Annotated in this window: 17 protein-coding genes; 13 read left to right on the top strand and 4 right to left on the bottom strand. The window is 47.8% G+C overall.

Annotated elements, in window-relative coordinates; translation table 11 throughout:
• Positions 1-37: 37 nt before the first annotated feature.
• Together F459_RS0101445 and F459_RS0101450 are read right to left on the bottom strand one after the other, a co-directional pair.
• Entirely contained in the window at positions 38-1,012 is a 975-nt protein-coding gene (locus F459_RS0101445; RefSeq protein ID WP_020610955.1) for a helix-turn-helix transcriptional regulator, read from the bottom strand.
• Positions 1,013-1,107: 95 nt separating this feature from the next.
• The gene (locus F459_RS0101450; RefSeq protein ID WP_020610956.1) at positions 1,108-1,761 is read right to left on the bottom strand and encodes a GntR family transcriptional regulator; all 654 of its coding nucleotides are present in this window, start codon (positions 1,759-1,761) and stop codon (positions 1,108-1,110) included.
• Between the two features lie 124 nt (positions 1,762-1,885).
• Here F459_RS0101450 and F459_RS0101455 point away from each other — a divergent pair, with 124 nt between their 5' ends.
• The 13 genes from F459_RS0101455 (at position 1,886) to larA (ending at position 16,400) form a co-directional block, all read left to right on the top strand.
• Positions 1,886-2,842 (top strand): uroporphyrinogen decarboxylase family protein, encoded by a 957-nt coding sequence (locus F459_RS0101455; protein ID WP_020610957.1) that lies wholly within the window; start codon positions 1,886-1,888, stop codon positions 2,840-2,842.
• A 27-nt stretch (positions 2,843-2,869) separates the two neighbouring features.
• Positions 2,870-4,240, top strand: a complete 1,371-nt coding sequence (locus F459_RS0101460) for an ABC transporter substrate-binding protein (protein ID WP_020610958.1) — start codon at positions 2,870-2,872, stop codon at positions 4,238-4,240.
• Positions 4,241-4,471: 231 nt separating this feature from the next.
• Positions 4,472-5,206 carry a carbohydrate ABC transporter permease gene (locus F459_RS0101465; protein WP_245540045.1) on the top strand — a complete coding sequence of 245 codons (735 nt, stop codon included), beginning with the start codon at positions 4,472-4,474 and terminating at the stop codon, positions 5,204-5,206.
• Between the two features lie 6 nt (positions 5,207-5,212).
• Positions 5,213-6,064, top strand: a complete 852-nt coding sequence (locus F459_RS0101470) for a carbohydrate ABC transporter permease (RefSeq protein ID WP_020610960.1) — start codon at positions 5,213-5,215, stop codon at positions 6,062-6,064.
• Positions 6,065-6,070: 6 nt separating this feature from the next.
• On the top strand, positions 6,071-7,354 hold the full coding sequence (locus F459_RS0101475; RefSeq protein WP_020610961.1) for an L-cysteine desulfidase family protein: 1,284 nt from the start codon (positions 6,071-6,073) through the stop codon (positions 7,352-7,354).
• A 148-nt stretch (positions 7,355-7,502) separates the two neighbouring features.
• Positions 7,503-8,975 carry a sodium/proline symporter PutP gene (gene putP, locus F459_RS0101480; protein WP_020610962.1) on the top strand — a complete coding sequence of 491 codons (1,473 nt, stop codon included), beginning with the start codon at positions 7,503-7,505 and terminating at the stop codon, positions 8,973-8,975.
• A 178-nt stretch (positions 8,976-9,153) separates the two neighbouring features.
• Positions 9,154-9,429 (top strand): hypothetical protein, encoded by a 276-nt coding sequence (locus tag F459_RS0101485; RefSeq protein ID WP_020610963.1) that lies wholly within the window; start codon positions 9,154-9,156, stop codon positions 9,427-9,429.
• A gap of 1,018 nt (positions 9,430-10,447) precedes the next feature.
• Entirely contained in the window at positions 10,448-10,612 is a 165-nt protein-coding gene (locus F459_RS23870; RefSeq protein WP_020610966.1) for a hypothetical protein, read from the top strand.
• A 60-nt stretch (positions 10,613-10,672) separates the two neighbouring features.
• The gene (locus tag F459_RS0101505) at positions 10,673-11,218 is read left to right on the top strand and encodes a TRAP transporter small permease (protein WP_020610967.1); all 546 of its coding nucleotides are present in this window, start codon (positions 10,673-10,675) and stop codon (positions 11,216-11,218) included.
• Positions 11,219-11,226: 8 nt separating this feature from the next.
• Entirely contained in the window at positions 11,227-12,504 is a 1,278-nt protein-coding gene (locus tag F459_RS0101510; protein ID WP_033301049.1) for a TRAP transporter large permease, read from the top strand.
• Positions 12,505-12,535: 31 nt separating this feature from the next.
• Positions 12,536-13,570 carry a zinc-dependent alcohol dehydrogenase gene (locus tag F459_RS0101515; protein ID WP_020610969.1) on the top strand — a complete coding sequence of 345 codons (1,035 nt, stop codon included), beginning with the start codon at positions 12,536-12,538 and terminating at the stop codon, positions 13,568-13,570.
• 160 nt (positions 13,571-13,730) lie between these two features.
• Positions 13,731-15,065 carry a nickel pincer cofactor-dependent isomerase, group 22 gene (locus F459_RS22025; protein ID WP_020610970.1) on the top strand — a complete coding sequence of 445 codons (1,335 nt, stop codon included), beginning with the start codon at positions 13,731-13,733 and terminating at the stop codon, positions 15,063-15,065.
• A gap of 60 nt (positions 15,066-15,125) precedes the next feature.
• Positions 15,126-16,400 carry a nickel-dependent lactate racemase gene (gene larA, locus F459_RS0101525; protein ID WP_020610971.1) on the top strand — a complete coding sequence of 425 codons (1,275 nt, stop codon included), beginning with the start codon at positions 15,126-15,128 and terminating at the stop codon, positions 16,398-16,400.
• A gap of 71 nt (positions 16,401-16,471) precedes the next feature.
• On the opposite strand, the gene F459_RS0101530 is transcribed toward larA, so the two are convergent.
• Together F459_RS0101530 and F459_RS23875 are read right to left on the bottom strand one after the other, a co-directional pair.
• A complete protein-coding gene (locus tag F459_RS0101530; protein ID WP_020610972.1) occupies positions 16,472-17,185 on the bottom strand; it encodes a GntR family transcriptional regulator in 714 nt (237 codons plus the stop codon).
• A 161-nt stretch (positions 17,186-17,346) separates the two neighbouring features.
• Entirely contained in the window at positions 17,347-17,517 is a 171-nt protein-coding gene (locus tag F459_RS23875; RefSeq protein WP_154651597.1) for a hypothetical protein, read from the bottom strand.
• Positions 17,518-18,023: the final 506 nt, after the last annotated feature.

Below are 18,023 nucleotides of genomic sequence, written 5' to 3' on the forward strand. Positions count from 1 at the left end.
TAAAAAATGATCTAAAAGGACGAGGGGCTCTCTGCTGCTAATGTTCCTCTTTTTGGGCTTTTTTACGAAATTGTAAAGGGGTAATGCCGTAGACACTTTTGAAGGCAGAAGCAAACTTGCTTGGATTTGAATATCCTAATCGATTTGCAATTTCAAGGACGGTTTCATCACCCTCTTTAAGCTGCCTGCTGGCATGTTCCATTCTGCAGTTTTTGATGTAGGTATAGACTGGGACATGGAATGTTTTGCGAAACGCTTCTTTTAGTGTTGTCCTGCTCATGAAAAAGGAATCGCAAAGAAGATCGATTGATAGTTCTTGTTCAACGGCTTTATCAATGTATTGCTTTACTTTTTTAATTCTTTCTACAGATCGGACCGAAGGCTGATGCGTATTGGGGCACTCTTTTCCAATAAACTCCATTTCCAAGAAAAAGAGTTCCATGGCCCTGATGCGTAAAAGTTCCATATTTCCGCATAAAAACAGATTTTTTAATATTTCCGTCAGTGCCATAGCATGAGCCGGCGTCGGAATCGTAAGGCAGGGTGCATGATGCTGCAGCAAACGATAGAAGCCTTCCACTCTGTCGGCTTCTACTCCCAGCGTTTTTTTAAAAGAAGCTGTGATTGTGTCTACGTAACAGAAAATATCGATACTTCTGAATAAGCCTTCCGAGAATTCCGCTTGCAGGAAGTACTGTCTTCCTCCATAGTAAACCGCATGATTGGGACTAGTGGAAAAGCGGCTACCGTTGTCCCCTTCGGCCCAAAAACCTCCCTGTTCGCAGTAGTCGATTTTAATGACCCTGCCGCCGAATTTTTGATGTTCGTTATTCTTTAACGGCCGGCGTACGTACAGATGGTTAAAGCTGATATAGAAACCAGGCAAAATAGGGATAAGCTCGCAATGTCCTTCTCCCAGCTCCTTTTTCAGCTGTAAGCGAATGACCCGCTGGTCATCGATTACATAGCTGGAAGCTTCAGATAAGAAATACTCTTCCAGGATATTGTTCATAAGATCACCTGTTTAGGGATGCTAATATAAATAGCCAGAGCTATCAAGACGAGTATAAAGGCACTCGATCACATGCCGATCCCAAACGTCTGCATCTATCGCATAAAGGAAAAGCGTTCCTTTATAGACCAAATATCATGGCGTAACAGCTGTTCGGCTTTCTCTATCTCTCCCTCGGAGAGGGCCGCATAGATGTCTTCGTGCGTATGGTCATTATAAGAAAGATACTCTTCTGCGGGTTTGTCCCAAAACAGTTGTGCAATCGCCCGCCATAAGAGGTGTATGGTGCGGTTTAGTGCGTCGGTGATCAAAGAATTGTCGGACATGGAATTTAGTGTAACGTGAAATTTTGTATTATTTTCCCACCAACTTTGCAAATCGACAAAATGCTGATTTTCAATATAGTTCGTTTCCTCCACCATTGCCTTCAATTGCTTCATTTTGTCTGGGTGAATATTCTTCGCGGCAAGATGTAAGCCCTCTATTTCCAGAATCAGACGAAATTGTGTGGCTTCGTGGATATCGCGTTCGGTAAGTTGAATGATCTGGTAACCCGAACGGGGAATATTACGAATGATATTTTCGTTACATAGTTCGATGAGGGCTTCTCTGATGGGTGCCTTGCTGACCTTGAATCGAGTAGCCAGCTCTCCTTCCTTCAGGAATTCATGCATCGGAATTCTATTCTGAATGATCAAATCCAAAATTTTATCATGGACCTGCTCTTTTAGGGTCATTTTTTTTGCCATGTAGTGCTTCTCCCTTGTTTCACAATAACGGAAAGAGGGGCTTTGCACAATATAAATATTGACAAAGGTATTATTATAAAAGATAATACTAATATGATTACAAATCATATTAGATGAGGTGCGTATGACGAAAAAGGAGCGAATTCTCGCTGCAATGCAAGGAAGGCATGTCGATTGCATTCCTGCCGGTTTTTATCTTCACTTTCCCGAGAAATCCTTTTTCGGAAAAGAAGCGGTGGAAGCTCATCTGAACTTCTATAAGCAAACTGATACAGATTTCTTAAAAGTCATGAATGAAAATTTGTATAGGACAGTATCCCCCTTGACGGGGGCGGATGATTGGAAACATGTACGACCTCTTACGGGAAAAGAGCCTTGGATTCGAAATCAGGTCGACATTATTAAAGAACTGGCGGATCGGGTTGGTGATGAGGTCTTTATTTTGGCAACAATCCATGGTGTTTTTGCATCTGCTTTTCATGCAACCGGATTGCCCGATAGTGCCTTTGCACGACGGAATCCTGTTTGTGAACATCTCTGCCAGAAGCCGGAACTTGTTGGCCGGGCTCTGGGGATAATTGCGGAAGGTCTTTCGTGTTTTGCACAGGCTTGTCTTGACGCCGGGGCGGACGGCATCTACTATGCCGCTCTTGGTGCTGAGTCATACCGCTTTGACCGAAAGACGTTTGAATCCTATATCAAACCGCATGATCTTACGGTCTTACATTCTTTTGATTCATCGATGTGCACGGTGCTTCATATGTGCAAGGATCGATTACACATCGATCTCTACCAGGACTACCCGGGAGAAATTGTCAATTGGGCAATCCATGAGCAGAACATCGGTTTGTCGGAGGGACGTGAGCTTTTCAGACGGACAATTCTGGGCGGGTTTGATGACCGTAGTGGGATCTTGGTAGATGGTTCCCCCGCGGATATCAAGTCGGAAGCCCGGCGTATCATAGAGACCGCCGGTACCCGTTCGTTTATTTTAGGAGCGGATTGTACGCTTCCGACAACGATTTCCTATGAGAAAATCAGGATGGCAGTGGAAGCTGCCCATTCGTATCCTGGCCAATAAATCCTACAGAAACAAAAGGAGTATGTGATGAGAAAAAACTTGCCCTTTATGCGATGGATCATTGCCGCCATCTTCATTCTCGGAATGGTAACGGGATGTGCAAAGGAGACCGATTCGCAGAAAGACGCCGACACTGGTGCTGGGTATCCCAATGGTACCATGGTCCTTTATGATTATGGTCAGCCACAGTATTGGCTACAGTTTTTTACCAACTATCTTGTCGACCATCCGGAAGAGACCGAGGGTGTTTCTGTCGAAATGGTGCAGACAGAGGGTGAGGCCGATGTCCGTCAGAAGGTCCAGATGTCGCTGACTGCCGGTTCCTACGGCGAACTTCCCGATGCGATTGCGACCGCGCCGGTAAGTATGCAGGCCCTTGCAGAAGGGGGAGCTCTCATGGATATGACTGATTTTCTTACTCCGTATATGGATGATTTCTTTCCGGGAACCTTCGATCAGATCACCTACAAGGGGAAAATTTACGGCTTGCCGAAAAGTCTTCGTCCCCAGTTGATATTTTATAACAAGGATGTTTTTGATACGTACGGTATCGATCCTGCCGAAATGGACACCTTTGCAGGTTATTTGGAGGTTGGGAGAAAACTCAAGAAACTGAGTAACGGTACCGTTTATCTTTCTTATATTGATCCGGGTTCCCGAACCTGGCGTTACTACGGACGACGGGGATTTATGCCGCAGGCAAATGCCAGGATCTGGGATGATGCTGGAAATATCGTCATCGATAAGGATCCTGGCGCTCGGCGGGCCTTTGAGACGATTCGTCGATTGTATGAAGAGGGACTGCTTTTGAAAAGCAAAATTTTTGAACCACCCCTTTATGAGGCCTGTCGCAACGGGCAGATAGCGACCTTTTATATAGGGGCCTTCTGGGACGAGTTCCTCCGAAAAAATCTGCCGGATATGAAGGGTTCGTGGAGGGTCATGCCTGCACCGGTCTATTCCGATATCGGTACAAGGGGTGCTGCGGTAATCGGCATTCAGGCGATTGTCAAAAAACCGAAACCCGTATATGCCGGTTTATACGAGGATATTTGGCTTGATTTTCACTTCAATGGAGAGGCCAGGAAGAAGTGGACCATTTCCATGGAGGAACAAAATGCCCCTTATCCTAATCCGATCACAGAAAAGCTTCTTGAAGATCCCTTTTGGAAGGAACCCTCCGCATTTTACGGGGGCCAGTCCTTCCGGGAGATGGAGGGGATAGGGCTGAGAGACGCCTCGGAAAATATGCGAGTCACTAGTGACGACGCCGAAGCCGATCTGATTATCTCGGCAGAGCTTGAGAAATATCTTGCAGGTGATCAGTCTATGGATGAAGCGGTAATAAACATGGGAAAGAATTTACGGGCGAAAATCGGTAAAACCGAGGCCAAATAGCACCGAGATCCCTTATTCGGGGGAATCCGTTCCCCCGAATAAGATTTTTGTTTGAAATAGGAGCATAGAGTGTACTGGGGTAACGGCACTTCTTTGATAAGGCAAATCCTGAAATACAAAAACTGCTATCTATTTATTGCACCTTTCTTTGTTCTCTTTTTTGTATTTCAACTTTTTCCTCTGGTCTGGTCACTTGTTTTAAGCTTTCATGAATGGAACGGTTTGGGTGCGATGAAACCGATAGGGCTCGCAAACTATAAAGCCCTTTTCACCGATTACATGTTTCTCGACGGACTCAAAAATACGACATTGTACTGGGTTGCTTCGCTTGTGCTTATTCTACCCCTTGCTCTTATTATTGCTTCTTTACTGAACTCCGTTAAAAAGGGGAGGGGGCTTTTCAAATTGCTTTCGTTCCTTCCTTATATTACCGCAACCGTCGCTGTCGGCTTAATTTTCAATATAATGTTTGATTACAATTCCGGCTTTATCAATCAACTTATTCAGGCTTTTGGGGGGAAGCCCGTCGCATGGCTGACAAGTACAAAGCTGTCGAAGGTTCCCGTTATCATTCTCAATGTCTGGAGGATAACGCCGTGGTATACCCTGATTCTTTTCTCAGGCCTTTTAACCATTCCCGTCGAACTCTATGAGGCCGCAACCATTGACGGAGCCAATTGTCTGACGAAATTTTTTAGGATTACCATTCCTTCTCTTTCCAATCTTCTTTTCTTCTGCTTTATCACGATTGCCGTTGATTCTTGGAAAATTTTTGCCGAACCCTATATCTTAACGAAGGGTGGACCGGGTACCTCCTCTTTATCCTTGTTTCAGTACCTGTATATCAATGGCTTTACTCTATTCAAACTTGGATATGCATCTGCCGTAGGGTATATTCTCACCCTTATTCTTCTTTGTGTATCTGTTATGCAGCAGAAGATTCTGAAGCAGCAAAGCGGTTTATAAGGGGATATGATCGTGTATGGAATAAAAAACATCGGTACGAGACTGAAGAGGTCCGTTACTTTCGTTGCGCTGATCATCGTTGTTGTCGTTTCGCTTTTCCCTGTATGCTGGATGCTTTTGACGGCACTGAAGCCGGTTTCCGAAAGCTTTAGCACCCTGGGATCAATCATCCCAAACAAACCCACTTTTGCAAATTTCCCTTCGGTGATGCAATTGTTCCCCATGGGACGGAACTTTTTCAATAGCGTCGTTGTCAGCATTGTAGGAACAGCAACAACACTTTTTTTCTGTTCACTTGCAGGATTTGCCTTTGCGAAATTCGACTTCCCCGCTAAGAATTTTCTATTTGCTTTTCTCTTGGCAACAATGATGATTCCTCCTGAGGCATCGGTCATTCCTGTTTTCATTATCATTCGAAAATTGGGCTGGGTAAATAATCTCCTTGCACTTATCGTTCCGAGAGCCGCAACTGCTGTAGGGATTTTCTATATGCGGCAGTATATCTCTGCTTTTCCGACGGAATTGCTTGAGCAGGCCCGTATCGACGGCTGTCGGGATTTTGGAATCTACTGGAAGATCGTTTTACCCGTTATTCGGCCTGCAATTGCATCCTGGGCCGTTCTTGCACTTATTGCCCGGTGGAATGATTTTTTCTGGCCTCTTATTTTTATGAGATCAAAAGAGATGTATACCTTGATGGTCTCTATCGCGCTTCTTCCTGTAAGTGAGGGACTTTCCACGCCCTGGCCTGTTATTATGGCCGGGACATCAATGGCTGTAGTGCCGATTATCATTATGTATGTTATGCTGACAAGATTCCAGCTGGCAGAGCTTTCTGCCGGAGCAGTAAAGGGGTAATAATCCATGTGGACAGAATATCTGAATGTCTTGCACAAAGAGATCCTTCCTGCCGTCGGGTGTACGGAACCTGCGGCGGTTGCGCTTGCTTGTGCCACTGCCGCCCATTTCCTACCGAACCATCCTGAGTACATCAAGGTAGAGGTGAGTAGAAACATCTTTAAAAACGGGCTTGGGGTCGGTATTCCCGGAACGAAACAACACGGCCTTGGCATTGCGGCGGCTCTTGGTGTTTGTGGGGGCAACTATACGGCGGGATTAGAGGTCCTTGCCGCTTTGTCCGACGAGGTCGTTGCTGCTGCGGAAGAGTTGGTTGCACGGAAGCGGGTGGTGATAAGCCTCGCCGGTGAGGGGACAGGCGATATCTATGTACGGGCATTGGTTTCGGCAGGTGGAGAAGAAGCGGTTGTTGTCATAGAAGAGGAACACAGTCGCATTACCGAGATCACGGTAAATGGTACGGTGCGTAAGGTCCACTCTTCCCTTCCCGTGCATAAAGAACGTTCTTCTTTTTTTCAGAATCTCAATCTGCGGGCAATTGTTCGCTTTGCAACCGAAGTATCCTTTGATGAAATCAAATTCCTGCTTGATGCCGCCGTCATGAACGAGGCAATTGCCCTTGACGGTATCAGCTGCGGTTACGGACTTCATGTGGGGCAGGCGTTTAAGGAAAAATCGATATTTGGGAATTCGACGGAGCACCTTCCTCCCATCTTGAAGGCTGCTCTGCTTTCCGCCGGTGCTTCCGATGCCAGAATGAACGGTTCGAGCCTGCCCGTTATGAGTAACTCCGGCAGTGGAAATCAGGGAATCACCGCTACTGTTCCCATCGTGGTTTTCGCGAAAGAACTGAAAACCAATGACGAGCGTCTTGCCCGTGCTCTTGCCTTGAGCCATCTGGTGGCGATTTATATAAAACATTTTGCCGATCGACTTTCGGCCTTCTGCGGAGCCGTTACAGCAGCGGCCGGCGCGGCATGCGGGATTTCGTTTCTCATGGGCGGCTCGTACGAAGAAATCGCGATGACATTGCAGAATTCTCTTTCCGGGGTGACCGGTATGATCTGCGACGGAGCGAAATCAAGCTGCGCTCTTAAAATTGCAACTGCCGTTCAAAGTACACTCTTGTCGAGTTCTCTCGCCCTTCAGCACTATACCATTGCAGGTGGCGAAGGTATTGTCGATCCCTGCGTCGATACGACCATCAGGAATATCGGAACCCTGACGAAACAAGGTATGCGAAGCACCGATTCTACCATTCTGGAGATCATGCGATCCCAGGGGCGATGAAGGCAGGAATCATGAGCATCATATCGTCAATACCGATCCCACGACCCGGGAATTGTGCATTATAGGCATGGGATGGTCTTTTTTTAGAGCCTTGGACAAGTAGTAATAATTTGGTACGTTTTTTTATTACCGCGAAAAGGATGGAAACGTGATCAATTATGCTACTTTAGTCACTTTTGTTGTCTATTTTGTCTTTCTAATGGCCGTAGGAATCTATTTTTATCGGCGAACCAGTAATCTTGAAGATTATTTGCTCGGAGGCCGTGGAATGGGGAGCTGGGTCACTGCCCTCTCTGCCCAGGCCAGCGATATGAGCGGATGGCTCCTTATGGGGCTTCCGGGGGCTGTCTATTTGTGGGGAATCGACCAGAGCTGGATTGCCATCGGATTGGGAATCGGGACATTTTTTAACTGGCTATTGGTTGCACCTCGTCTGCGTATGTATACCGGGAAGCTACATTCCATGACTTTGTCGGGTTTCCTTGGTGACCGTTTTGGAGACCCTAGCGGCCTTATCCGGATTATTTCCGCCCTTATCACCCTGCTGTTTTTCACCATCTATGCCTCTTCCGGCCTTGTCGCGGCGGGAAAATTGTTTGTCGCCATGTTCGGGATGCACTATGCCCTTGCCGTTATCGTAGGGGCCGTTGTCATGATTTTATATACCTTTTTGGGGGGATTCCTTGCCGTTTGCTGGACCGATCTTTTTCAGGGCCTCTTGATGTTTATGGCGATCATTATTGTCCCCATTGTCGGCTTGCAGCATGCGGGAGGTGTGTCGGTTATCGGCCGGTCGATTGCCGAAAAGGGGCTTTCGACTTCGCTTTTCACCTCCGGTCCCGGTATTGCCGGAATCGTCGCGATTATTTCCACCATGGCCTGGGGGCTTGGTTATTTCGGTCAGCCGCATATTCTTGCCCGGTTTATGGGGATCAAGTCGATAAAGGAGCTACCCAAAGCTATGACTATAGCAATGATATGGGTAGTGATATCTCTGACAGGAGCGGTGATTGTCGGGCTTATCGGTACGGCCGTGGTACCGGGCCTAAGCGGGGGAAATGAAGAAAAGGTATTTATCCTCATGATCGATGGGCTCTTTAATCCTTGGCTTGGAGGAGTGCTTCTTGCTGCCATTCTGGCTGCGATTATGTCTACAATTGATTCACAGCTTCTCGTTTCCTCTTCTGCCCTTACCGAGGATTTTTATAAACACATCATTAGAAAAGAGGCCTCTGACAAAGAGCTTATCTGGGTTGGAAGAAGTTGTGTGCTGATTATCGCTCTCATTGCCTTGCTCCTTGCCCTTAATCCCAATTCGACGGTTTTGGGGCTTGTCTCATACGCATGGGGCGGCTTCGGTGCAGCCTTTGGTCCGGCCGTTCTGATGGCGCTTTTTTCCAGAAAAACCGGATGGCAGTCAATTCTCGGCGGTATCGTCGTCGGGACCGTTGTGCTGGTTATTTGGAAAAACCTTGGCCTTGGTTCGGTCATGTACGAGATCGTTCCCGGCTTTTTGGCTAATTTTTTGACCGTTTTTCTGCTGAATTTCAGGTTCGGTCAGCAGAATGAGAGGATCCTATCCGAATTCGATGAGGTCGAACAGAGTATTGCAAAGGGATGAACTCTTGCCTATATCACTCAGATGATATAGGCCGTAAAAAAATGTGCCGTGGACATGAAGGTGATAGAGTACATGCGCTCACCTCATTTGAACCCTTATGCCAAAAGGAACGACATTGAAGTGTAGGGCACTTTTCGTTATAATATAAAGAACTACTATGTTAAATAGGAGCGTGTTCATGTATTATGCCGCGTATGAGAAGAAAACATCGAAGACGAAAAAGTGGAAAATTTTCAGCACTAAAAGCGATTTATTATCCCATTTTGAAAAGGTTGAACCTCGTGCAGTTCCCGAATCCAAGGATGTGGTTGAACTTGATCAGAATCTTTCTTCATGGAGCATTGCAAAGCTTACGCCTGCTACCAGAAAAAAATTAGAAGACCATTTTGAAAAACCTGCGGCGGAGCTGAACGGCAAGGGTGACTTCCTTCCTGATTTGGTAAAAAAGTTATGATAGGATCTAAAGTCTGACCTGAACAGTGCTGTCGTAACACTTTAGAAAGGCAAAACTTGGTTCACTGCGTAATTATGGCACCGAAAGAGCCGTATCGGGTGAAGTTTTCAAATATACTTTTTAAACTACGACTTCTAAAGATGGTAAAATGTAGTGTTGGAGAATCTGCAAAGCCGACCACTGCCTCGTCAATCTCGAAATCCTGATTGGTCACAGCATAGTAGAGCAGAAGTGTCTCCCTGCCGTACTACCATTGCATCCTGGTATGCAGGTGCCTCAGCAGGGCTCACCACCATTGGAGGAAATAGTTCAGAGATCGGTACACGTTTTCCGCCGAATAGCGAGAGTCCCCAACGAAAATATCCCGCTTCTCCCTGGCTCTCTTCTTTGGGCAGGGGAAGACCCCCCGGTTAAGAACCAGCATTTTAAAGATGGAGTTGAGGGTTGCCCAAAGTTTTTGTACCGCCTGCGGTTGTTCAAGAAACAATCAATCTCCAGCTGGTGGTAAAGTACTGAAAGAGCTCCATAACCAATATTCTTACGGAGTTTTTATTCTGAGGAAAGTAAAATCTTTACACGCCATGGTGCTGTGCCCCGGCACTATTACCTGAATTGTATCCTTGAGGCGTTTTCTCTCGGCTGTCATTTGTTTGGCTACTGCCTTGAAATGTGCAATTGGATCGACAAACTGTTTCTCGAGCTCATTGAGATAACTTATGTCTTTGATCATCCATTGCCCTGTGGCCTCAATAATTTAACGTTTGGTTCTGCTGGTCTTTTTCCCGTACAGTATTCCTAAAAAAATATCATCACGTGTTTATAACATAGGGATTTATTTCTGTTATTAGAATAATTCAACTATAAAAGTGTGGTAGAAATTAAAAATATTAGACTTGACATATAGAATATCGGTGTTAGTATATGATATATAAAAATAAAAGGAGCAAGATATGCGTAAGCTTATTATGGTGTTTGTGGCGACTGCGCTGGGGTTTGCCAACGGCAAGCGGAGGTAACGATGAAAATCCAGCACAACCTGCCCACAACGCAGGTGATACTCGGGCTATTGAAGGAGCCATGGAAGGCAAAGATGGGTCCGGTGTACGCGTCGGTGGAGAAGCTGATAAGCAGCCAGGCCTGGGCCAAGCTGCATGAAGGAGCCGATGCGATCAGGGAGAAGTGAGCAGCATGGTGATGGGCCTGCGGCCCCTCCCATGGATATCATTGCAAAATAGGAATCTATATGAAGAAACTATCAAGCCTTTTAGGAAACCTGGATTATTTCATTCAGCCAATTCTCATGATCATATTGTTGGCCGCGGCTTTGTTGCAGGTCTTGTACAGGTTTGTTCCTTTCGTCCATACCCCATGGACCCTGGAATTGATAACTTATCTGTTCAGTGCTTCCGTATGGCTGGGGATAAGTATTGCAGTCAAGGAGAACAGTCATGTCGGTATCCTGGCGGTCTACAGCAGGTTCCCGAGGAAGATCAGGATTTTCTTCAAGATATGCAACTATGGCATCTTTGCTGCGATGATGCTTGTCTTTGCCTTCCTTGGATTGCAGGCACTTGTCGGATACTGGCGAACTGAAAACATTTCTCCCGCCCTGCATGCCCCGTATTGGTTGCTCCGCAGTCCGATAGCCATAGGTGGAATTTACTCGGTCTATAGGATTGTTCAGCAGATAGCGGCAATTATCAGGCATACGGATCCGGAATTCTTCGATACCCAGAGCAAGCCCGTGGATCCTTCTGTGTATTGTGATCAGGTTGGAGGGATAGAGTGATGCCAATAATGAGCATCTCGGTTTGCTTGGGAGCTTTGATCCTGATCGTGATCGGAGCTCCGGTCTTGGTAGCCATCGGTTTCTCCAGCATCATGGTACTCTGTTGCTTCCATCCTGTGCCGTTCATTTCCATTCCCCAGTTGATGTTTTCCGGTATGGAATCCTATACATTGGTCGCGATTCCCCTGTTTGTCCTGGCAGGTGTCCTGATGGAATCCTGCGGCGTTGCAAGAAATATCATTGCGTTCTGCAAGGCTCTCGTCGGATGGGCCCGCGGTGGTTTGGGTGCGGTCAATGTCGTATCAAGCTTCATTTTCGGAGGTATTTCAGGTTCTTCAGTCGCCGATACTGTATCGATAGGGGCCATTATGATTCCTGAGATGATCGATGATGGCTATGACAGGAACTACTCCGCAGGTATCACCGTCATTTCCTCGACGCTGGCTGTCGTCGTCCCCCCTAGCATCCTTATGATAGTCCTTGGAGGCGTCGCTGAGGTTTCTGTGTCAAGGTTGTTGATCGGCGGTCTTGTTCCTGGCGCCTTGATGGCTGTCACCATGATGATTCAGAACTACTACATTGCCAGGAAACACCATTATGGGAGTGTAGCCAAGTTTTCCCTTAGGTCCCTTTGGTCGACGTTTAGGATTGGTTTTTTTGCCTTGGGTGCACCTCTGATCATCATCCTCGGAATCATGACCGGGATCGTCACGCCAACGGAATCAGGAGCCTTAGCGGTATTCTATACCTTGGTGGTCTCCAAGTTCTGTTATCATAGCTTGTCATGGGATGTACTGAGGAGGGCGTTCGTCGAAGGTGCTAAGATGACGGCAGCGGTCGTGGCGATCATTGCTTCTTCATCGATCTTTACGTTCATCATGACCTTCGAAGGATTGCCGCAGATAGTAGCAGGGGCCTTGATGAAGCTTTCTACGAATCCGATTGTGATTCTTCTGCTCATAGATGTGTTCCTGCTTTTCGTGGGCATGCTGATCGATGCCAGTGTTGCGATAATCATACTGAGCCCGATCTTGTATCCGGTCATCCTCAATCTTGGCATCGATCCGGTGTATTTCGGGGTATTGTTCGTCCTCAACCTTGCAATTGGGCTGGTCACGCCACCCTTCGGTGTGTGTCTGTTCAGCGTCTGCAATGTCGGTGACATCAGCATGGAAGACTTGCTCAAGGGATCCCTGTCTCTCTACGGTTCCCTGTTCGGGACCTTGTTGCTGGTGACCTTGTTTCCGCAGATAGTCCTATGGCTGCCCCAGGTCTTGTTTGGCTGATTTGGAATGAATTGACCTTTAAGGAGTATATATGAAAGGTTTAGTGAAGTATGCTGCCGAACCCGGTAACATGGAAGTAAGGGAAGTTGCAGAACCGGTGGTGAAGCCCGATTTCGTCAAGATTGAAGTGATGTCCAGCGGCATCTGCGGTTCTGACCTGCATATTCTGCACAGCGATATCGCCATCCCTGTCCGTCCCCCGGTCATCACAGGCCATGAGTTCAGCGGGGTAGTCGTCGAAGTCGGAGACGGTGTTTCCAACTGCAAGGTCGGTGACCGTATTTCGTCGGAGACTGCATACGGTTACTGCGGTACCTGCGAGAACTGCAAGAACGGACGCTATAATCTGTGTGACCATAGATTGACTCTTGGCTATTGGTTCAACGGGGCCTTTGCGGAGTATACCATGGTCCCCGCTGACAGAATCCATAAACTTGCGGACAATGTGTCTTTCAAGGAAGGGGCCTTGCTGGAACCTTTGGCCTGTGTCTGCCATGCGACTATTGATCTGGCACGGATCAAGGCTGGTGACATCGTCTTGGTATCGGGACCTGGGGCTATCGGGCTTATGACCCTGCAGGTGGCCAAGGCTCACGGTGCCACGGTCATCGTGTCAGGGACGGATATCGATGTGGAGCGTCTCGGCATCGCGCAGAAGCTCGGGGCAGACCTCGTCGTCAACGTCTCAAGGGAGAAACTGTTGGATCTGGTAGGTGACCTGACCGACGGCAGAGGTGTCGATGTCGTATTTGAATGTTCCGGATCCGCCCCAGGGACAAGAACGGGCCTTGAGGCTGTGAAGAAGTATGGACAATTTGTCCAGATCGGTTTGGCGGGCAAACCCTTTGAAGTCGATTTCCCAAGGATCTGCTACAAGGAAATCAAGGTGACGGGATCCTTGGGATCCATATGGTCTTCATGGGACAGTGCCATACGTCTGGTTTCCACCGGTAAGGTTAACCTCAAAGCATTAGCCACCCATGAGTTCAAGCTGGAGGATTGGGAAGAGGCCTTCAGGACCTTTGAAGAGAAGAAGGGGTTGAAGATACTCATCAAGACTCATTGAGGTCCTTCCTATGGTTGGTTTCGGAGTAGGAGCGGGCTTTGTCTGCCTCTGCTCCTTTTCTTCGAAGAATGGCATGGGTCTATGATGACTTTTCTGTTTTTCCTACATTTGTTAGGTACCGCTGTCATACATGCCGGCAAGATGGTTGAGAATAGAGGAAATGAGCAAGAAGTTTCGGAATGAAGAATTTGATAGAGACGGTGTGGTCTTCGGTATGTTGAAGGATGTGCCTTTGCCAAGGATGGCCTTGGTCAAGCAGCATTTTGATGCTTCACATCTTGAAGACATACCGACCGAGATGGCGAAGCAGTTCGACAAGGCGGGCATCGGGAACCGTATACATCCGGGCATGTCCGTCGCCATCACTGTAGGTTCCAGAGGATTGGCGAACATCCCATTGATCGTGAAGGAAATAGTACGCAACGTAAAGCGGCTGGGCGGAAAACCGTTTATCGTTCCTGCGATGGGGTCCCATGGCGGTGCCACGGCGGAAGGACAACGGAGCATAGTGGAAGGCTTGGGCGTCACGGAATCCTTCGTCGATGCACCGATTAGGGCGACGATGGAAACGGTTCCTGTCGGCATCTCCCCCGATGGAAAGGAAGTTCGGATAGACGCCAATGCCGCCGTAGCCGATGGAATTATCGTCCTTGGACGGGTAAAGCCTCATACAGCTTTCAGGGGAAAGTATGAAAGCGGCCTTTTCAAGATGATGGCAATCGGATTGGGAAAGCAGCAAGGGGCACAGATATGCCATGATCAGGGATTCGGCATGATGGCGCACAATGTGGAACAGTTCGGGAATACGATATTGCAGTCTGTGCCGATCTTGTTTGGAATCGCGATCGTCGAGAATGCCTTTGATGAAACGGCGTTGATAGAAGCTGTCCCGAAGGAGGCGATTCCCGCCCGTGAACCTGAACTGCTTGAGACTGCAAGATCCTTGATGGCCAGGATAGGGTTCAAGGATATCGATATAATGGTCATCGACAAGATCGGTAAGAACTATAGTGGAGACGGTATGGATCCGAACATCACTGCTTCCTATAGTACGCCATATGCCTCGGGCGGTCCTAATGTACAAAGGTATGTCGTCCTTGATCTGAGCGAAGAAACCCACGGTAATGCCTTGGGGGCCGGGCAGGCTGACTTCGTCACGAAGAGGTTGTTCAACAAGCTGGACTTCGATGCCGCATATCCGAATGCATTGACATGCACCGTCGTATCCGGAGTACGGGTTCCGTTGATCCTCAATACCGACCGCCTTGCATTACAGGCTGCGGTATTTACTTGCGTAGGCATAGATAAGCGTTTCCCGAGGATCGTTAGGATCGCCAATTCCTCGCATGTAGATGCGATATCTGTTTCCGAAGCGCTTCGCGATGAAGTACGTGCAAGCGATGGACTGGAATTCCTTTCCGATTTCAAGCCTTTTTGCTTCGATGAAGAAGGCAACCTTGACTTGAGTGCCGAAGACTATGCCGCCGGCTTATGATCCGCCCAGGATCGACTGCTGTAGTGGATATCCCGATGGGGAATCATGGAGGGAGCGCGTATGATCATTGAGTTTCCTTATGGAAAGGAATCATTGAAACTGGATGTTGGAGAAGAGCGACTGCAGGGAATCCTGTTGTCCAAGCTGCATGGTTATGAAGCGGCCATGAGGCAGGAAGAATTGGTGGAAAACGCTTTGCGGCATCCCGTCGGGAGCCCCGGGCTTTCGTCGTTGGCCGACGGGAAAAAGAAGGTTGTGCTCATCGCCAGTGACCATACGCGTCCTGTTCCCAGCAAGCTGATGGTTCCTGCTATGCTTCGTGATATACGGGAGGGGAATCCTGATGCCGAAATTACCATCCTTATCGCAACCGGCTGTCATAGAGGGACGACGGAGGATGAACTCATCAGTAAATTCGGTTCCGACATCGTCCGAAATGAACATATCTGCATCCATGATTGTGATGACCGGCTAAATATGGTCAAGATAGGTACATTGCCGAGCGGCGGTGAATGTTTCATCAACCGCATAGCCGTTGAAGCGGACCTGCTTGTTTCCGAAGGGTTCATCGAACCTCATTTCTTTGCAGGTTTCTCAGGTGCCCGTAAGAGTGTCCTTCCCGGGGTCGCGAGCCGGGAAACCGTTCTGGCGAACCATTGTTCTGAATTCATCACGCATCCCAAGGCCAGGACAGGCATCCTTGAAGGAAATCCCATACACAGGGATATGGTCTGGGCTGCAAGGAAGGCCGGCTTGGCATTTATCTTGAACGTGGTCATCAATTCCCGTAAGGAAATCATCCATGCCGTCGCGGGGGACATGGAGGAATCCCATGTGCAAGGTTGCCGTTTCCTCGACGGTCTGTGTCGCGTTGAGGCACGTCCTGCGGATATCGTCATCTCGACCAATGGAGGATATCCCCTCGATCAGAATATCTATCAGGCGGTCAAGGGCATGACTGCAGCCGAAGTGACGGTCAGGAAAGGAGGGGTCATCATAATGGTGTCCAGATCCGAAGACGGGCATGGCGGCGAAGGATTCTTCCATCAGATGGCTGATGAACCGGATATCTACAGGACCATGGATCTCTTCCTCTCACGTGGGCGGAACGAAACGGTCGCAGATCAGTGGCAAACGCAGATATTCATCCGGGTACTTCAGAAAGCCCATGTCATTTTTGTATCGCAGGCACCAGACCGGATGGTCCGTGCACTCCATATGATCCCGGCACACTCCCTTCAGGAGGCGATGGCGGAAGCCGAAGCCCTTATCGGTCGTCACCATGCCACGGTCACGGCCATTCCTGATGGCGTGTCCGTGATAGTTGTCCAGTGATTATGCTGTCCGGGGATGGCCTGCCCTACGGGCGGAAAGCTCATCCGTTTCCTTCCTGTCGGCCCTTCGATTCAATGGGTGTGCATCGACTGGGAGATCTTTGAATCTTCCTGCTTTTCATCCCAGAAGATATCAAGTCCCTGCAGGGTGATGTTCTTGCTGGTTGCCATGTGCTTCTCTATTGCATGGCTTGTCTTTTTTGAATCGTGGAGCCGCAGGGCGGCGATTAGGGCCATATGTTCGTTGAAGGTCTTATCGATGATGTCCTGGGAATAGTTTGTGACGAATATCCAGCGTCTGATGAGCCAGTCCTGTTCCTGCAGGGGGCGGAGGATGTCCCGCAACCTTGGATTGTCTGCGCATCGTCGCACGGTGTTGTGGATGAGCATGTCGGCTTCGATGAATTCGTCGATGGATTGGTTCCTTGTGTTCTTGCATTTGTCGACATACTGCTTTTCCATCTCATCGATTTCTTCATCGGTCATGGCAACGGCAGCCAACTGGAATGCCAGGTTCTCCAAAGTGCTTCTGATGAGACTTATATCCAGGACATCCTTCTTTGTAGGGTTGAAGACCGAATAGCTTTTCCCGTCATAGGTTACTAAGCCTTCGAACACGAGATTACGCAAGCCTTCCCTGACCGGAGTCATGCTTACATTGATTTCCTTTGCCAGGGGCTCGACGATTAGCCTGTCTCCGGGCCGGAATTCCAAAGATACTATTTTTGATTTGATTATCTGGGCCACCTGCTCGTTCAAGTTTACCTTTGTGATTCCCATTATCATGTATGCACTCCTCTGATTTACTATGAAAAACAACAAATCATATTTTATATATTATATACTCTAACTGACAAGACAACATTAATCAATATTTTATTTCAGCAGTTCTCAAAGTAGCAAAAATACCTGCCTCGCCCTCGGCGTTAGCTTGGCATTTTTCAAACCTAAGCAGCATTGAAGAAAAATATTGTTGACTCTTTTGAATGCAAAAGATCAGTAATGGCATGAGGGAAACTGTTATCATCAGTCAGCGCCTGAAGATCCTGAAAGAAGGTCTTCCTGTTGGGAATCGTTTCGCACAGCAGCAGATAGGGCCGGCTGAACAGTTCAGCCACGGTATGGAAAAGAAAAACAGGTTTAATGTCATAAGAAAACTAGAGAGGTGCTTTTCTCAGCCCCATATGCACTCATAGCGTTCATGCAATTGCTGCGACGTGAACTCCTTACGATATTCATATAAGTACTTATGAAGAAATGTCTTACACATATAAATAAAATTGCAATCGGCTTTACGAAATGATTTTCAACCACCGTTTTACTGCCCTGTTTTCACAGTCCTGCTTGGTGCTCTCGTCATCGACGGTTATAAACTCCGGTGGAATCTTGTGTACGCCAAATATACTTCATACATCGTGTTCTTTCCGGTCTGTACATCCGAAAAAGTTTCAATTGAGCCTTCAAGAAACTAAAACAATACAGCAAAGCTGTTGCCGTCTCTTCCACAAGGAAAAGCATAGTGTAGAGATATTGACGATTCATGCCGACCCCATATTTGTCTCATTGAGAATTGCGGATTTTGTTCCTGATTTCCCTTCTTGATTACCATGGCAAATCCATTTTG

The organism is Sediminispirochaeta bajacaliforniensis DSM 16054, from assembly GCF_000378205.1.
In the GTDB taxonomy this organism is placed as follows: Bacteria; Spirochaetota; Spirochaetia; order DSM-16054; family Sediminispirochaetaceae; genus Sediminispirochaeta; species Sediminispirochaeta bajacaliforniensis.

Coding starts and splice junctions, on each gene's coding strand:
- F459_RS0101445 (WP_020610955.1), bottom strand. CDS start 1,012: ATGAACAATATCCTGGAAGAGTATTTCTTATCTGAAGCTTCCAGCTAT.
- F459_RS0101450 (WP_020610956.1), bottom strand. CDS start 1,761: ATGGCAAAAAAAATGACCCTAAAAGAGCAGGTCCATGATAAAATTTTG.
- F459_RS0101455 (WP_020610957.1), top strand. CDS start 1,886: ATGACGAAAAAGGAGCGAATTCTCGCTGCAATGCAAGGAAGGCATGTC.
- F459_RS0101460 (WP_020610958.1), top strand. CDS start 2,870: ATGAGAAAAAACTTGCCCTTTATGCGATGGATCATTGCCGCCATCTTC.
- F459_RS0101465 (WP_245540045.1), top strand. CDS start 4,472: ATGAAACCGATAGGGCTCGCAAACTATAAAGCCCTTTTCACCGATTAC.
- F459_RS0101470 (WP_020610960.1), top strand. CDS start 5,213: ATGATCGTGTATGGAATAAAAAACATCGGTACGAGACTGAAGAGGTCC.
- F459_RS0101475 (WP_020610961.1), top strand. CDS start 6,071: ATGTGGACAGAATATCTGAATGTCTTGCACAAAGAGATCCTTCCTGCC.
- F459_RS0101485 (WP_020610963.1), top strand. CDS start 9,154: ATGTATTATGCCGCGTATGAGAAGAAAACATCGAAGACGAAAAAGTGG.
- F459_RS23870 (WP_020610966.1), top strand. CDS start 10,448: ATGAAAATCCAGCACAACCTGCCCACAACGCAGGTGATACTCGGGCTA.
- F459_RS0101505 (WP_020610967.1), top strand. CDS start 10,673: ATGAAGAAACTATCAAGCCTTTTAGGAAACCTGGATTATTTCATTCAG.
- F459_RS0101510 (WP_033301049.1), top strand. CDS start 11,227: ATGAGCATCTCGGTTTGCTTGGGAGCTTTGATCCTGATCGTGATCGGA.
- F459_RS0101515 (WP_020610969.1), top strand. CDS start 12,536: ATGAAAGGTTTAGTGAAGTATGCTGCCGAACCCGGTAACATGGAAGTA.
- F459_RS22025 (WP_020610970.1), top strand. CDS start 13,731: ATGAGCAAGAAGTTTCGGAATGAAGAATTTGATAGAGACGGTGTGGTC.
- larA (WP_020610971.1), top strand. CDS start 15,126: ATGATCATTGAGTTTCCTTATGGAAAGGAATCATTGAAACTGGATGTT.
- F459_RS0101530 (WP_020610972.1), bottom strand. CDS start 17,185: ATGATAATGGGAATCACAAAGGTAAACTTGAACGAGCAGGTGGCCCAG.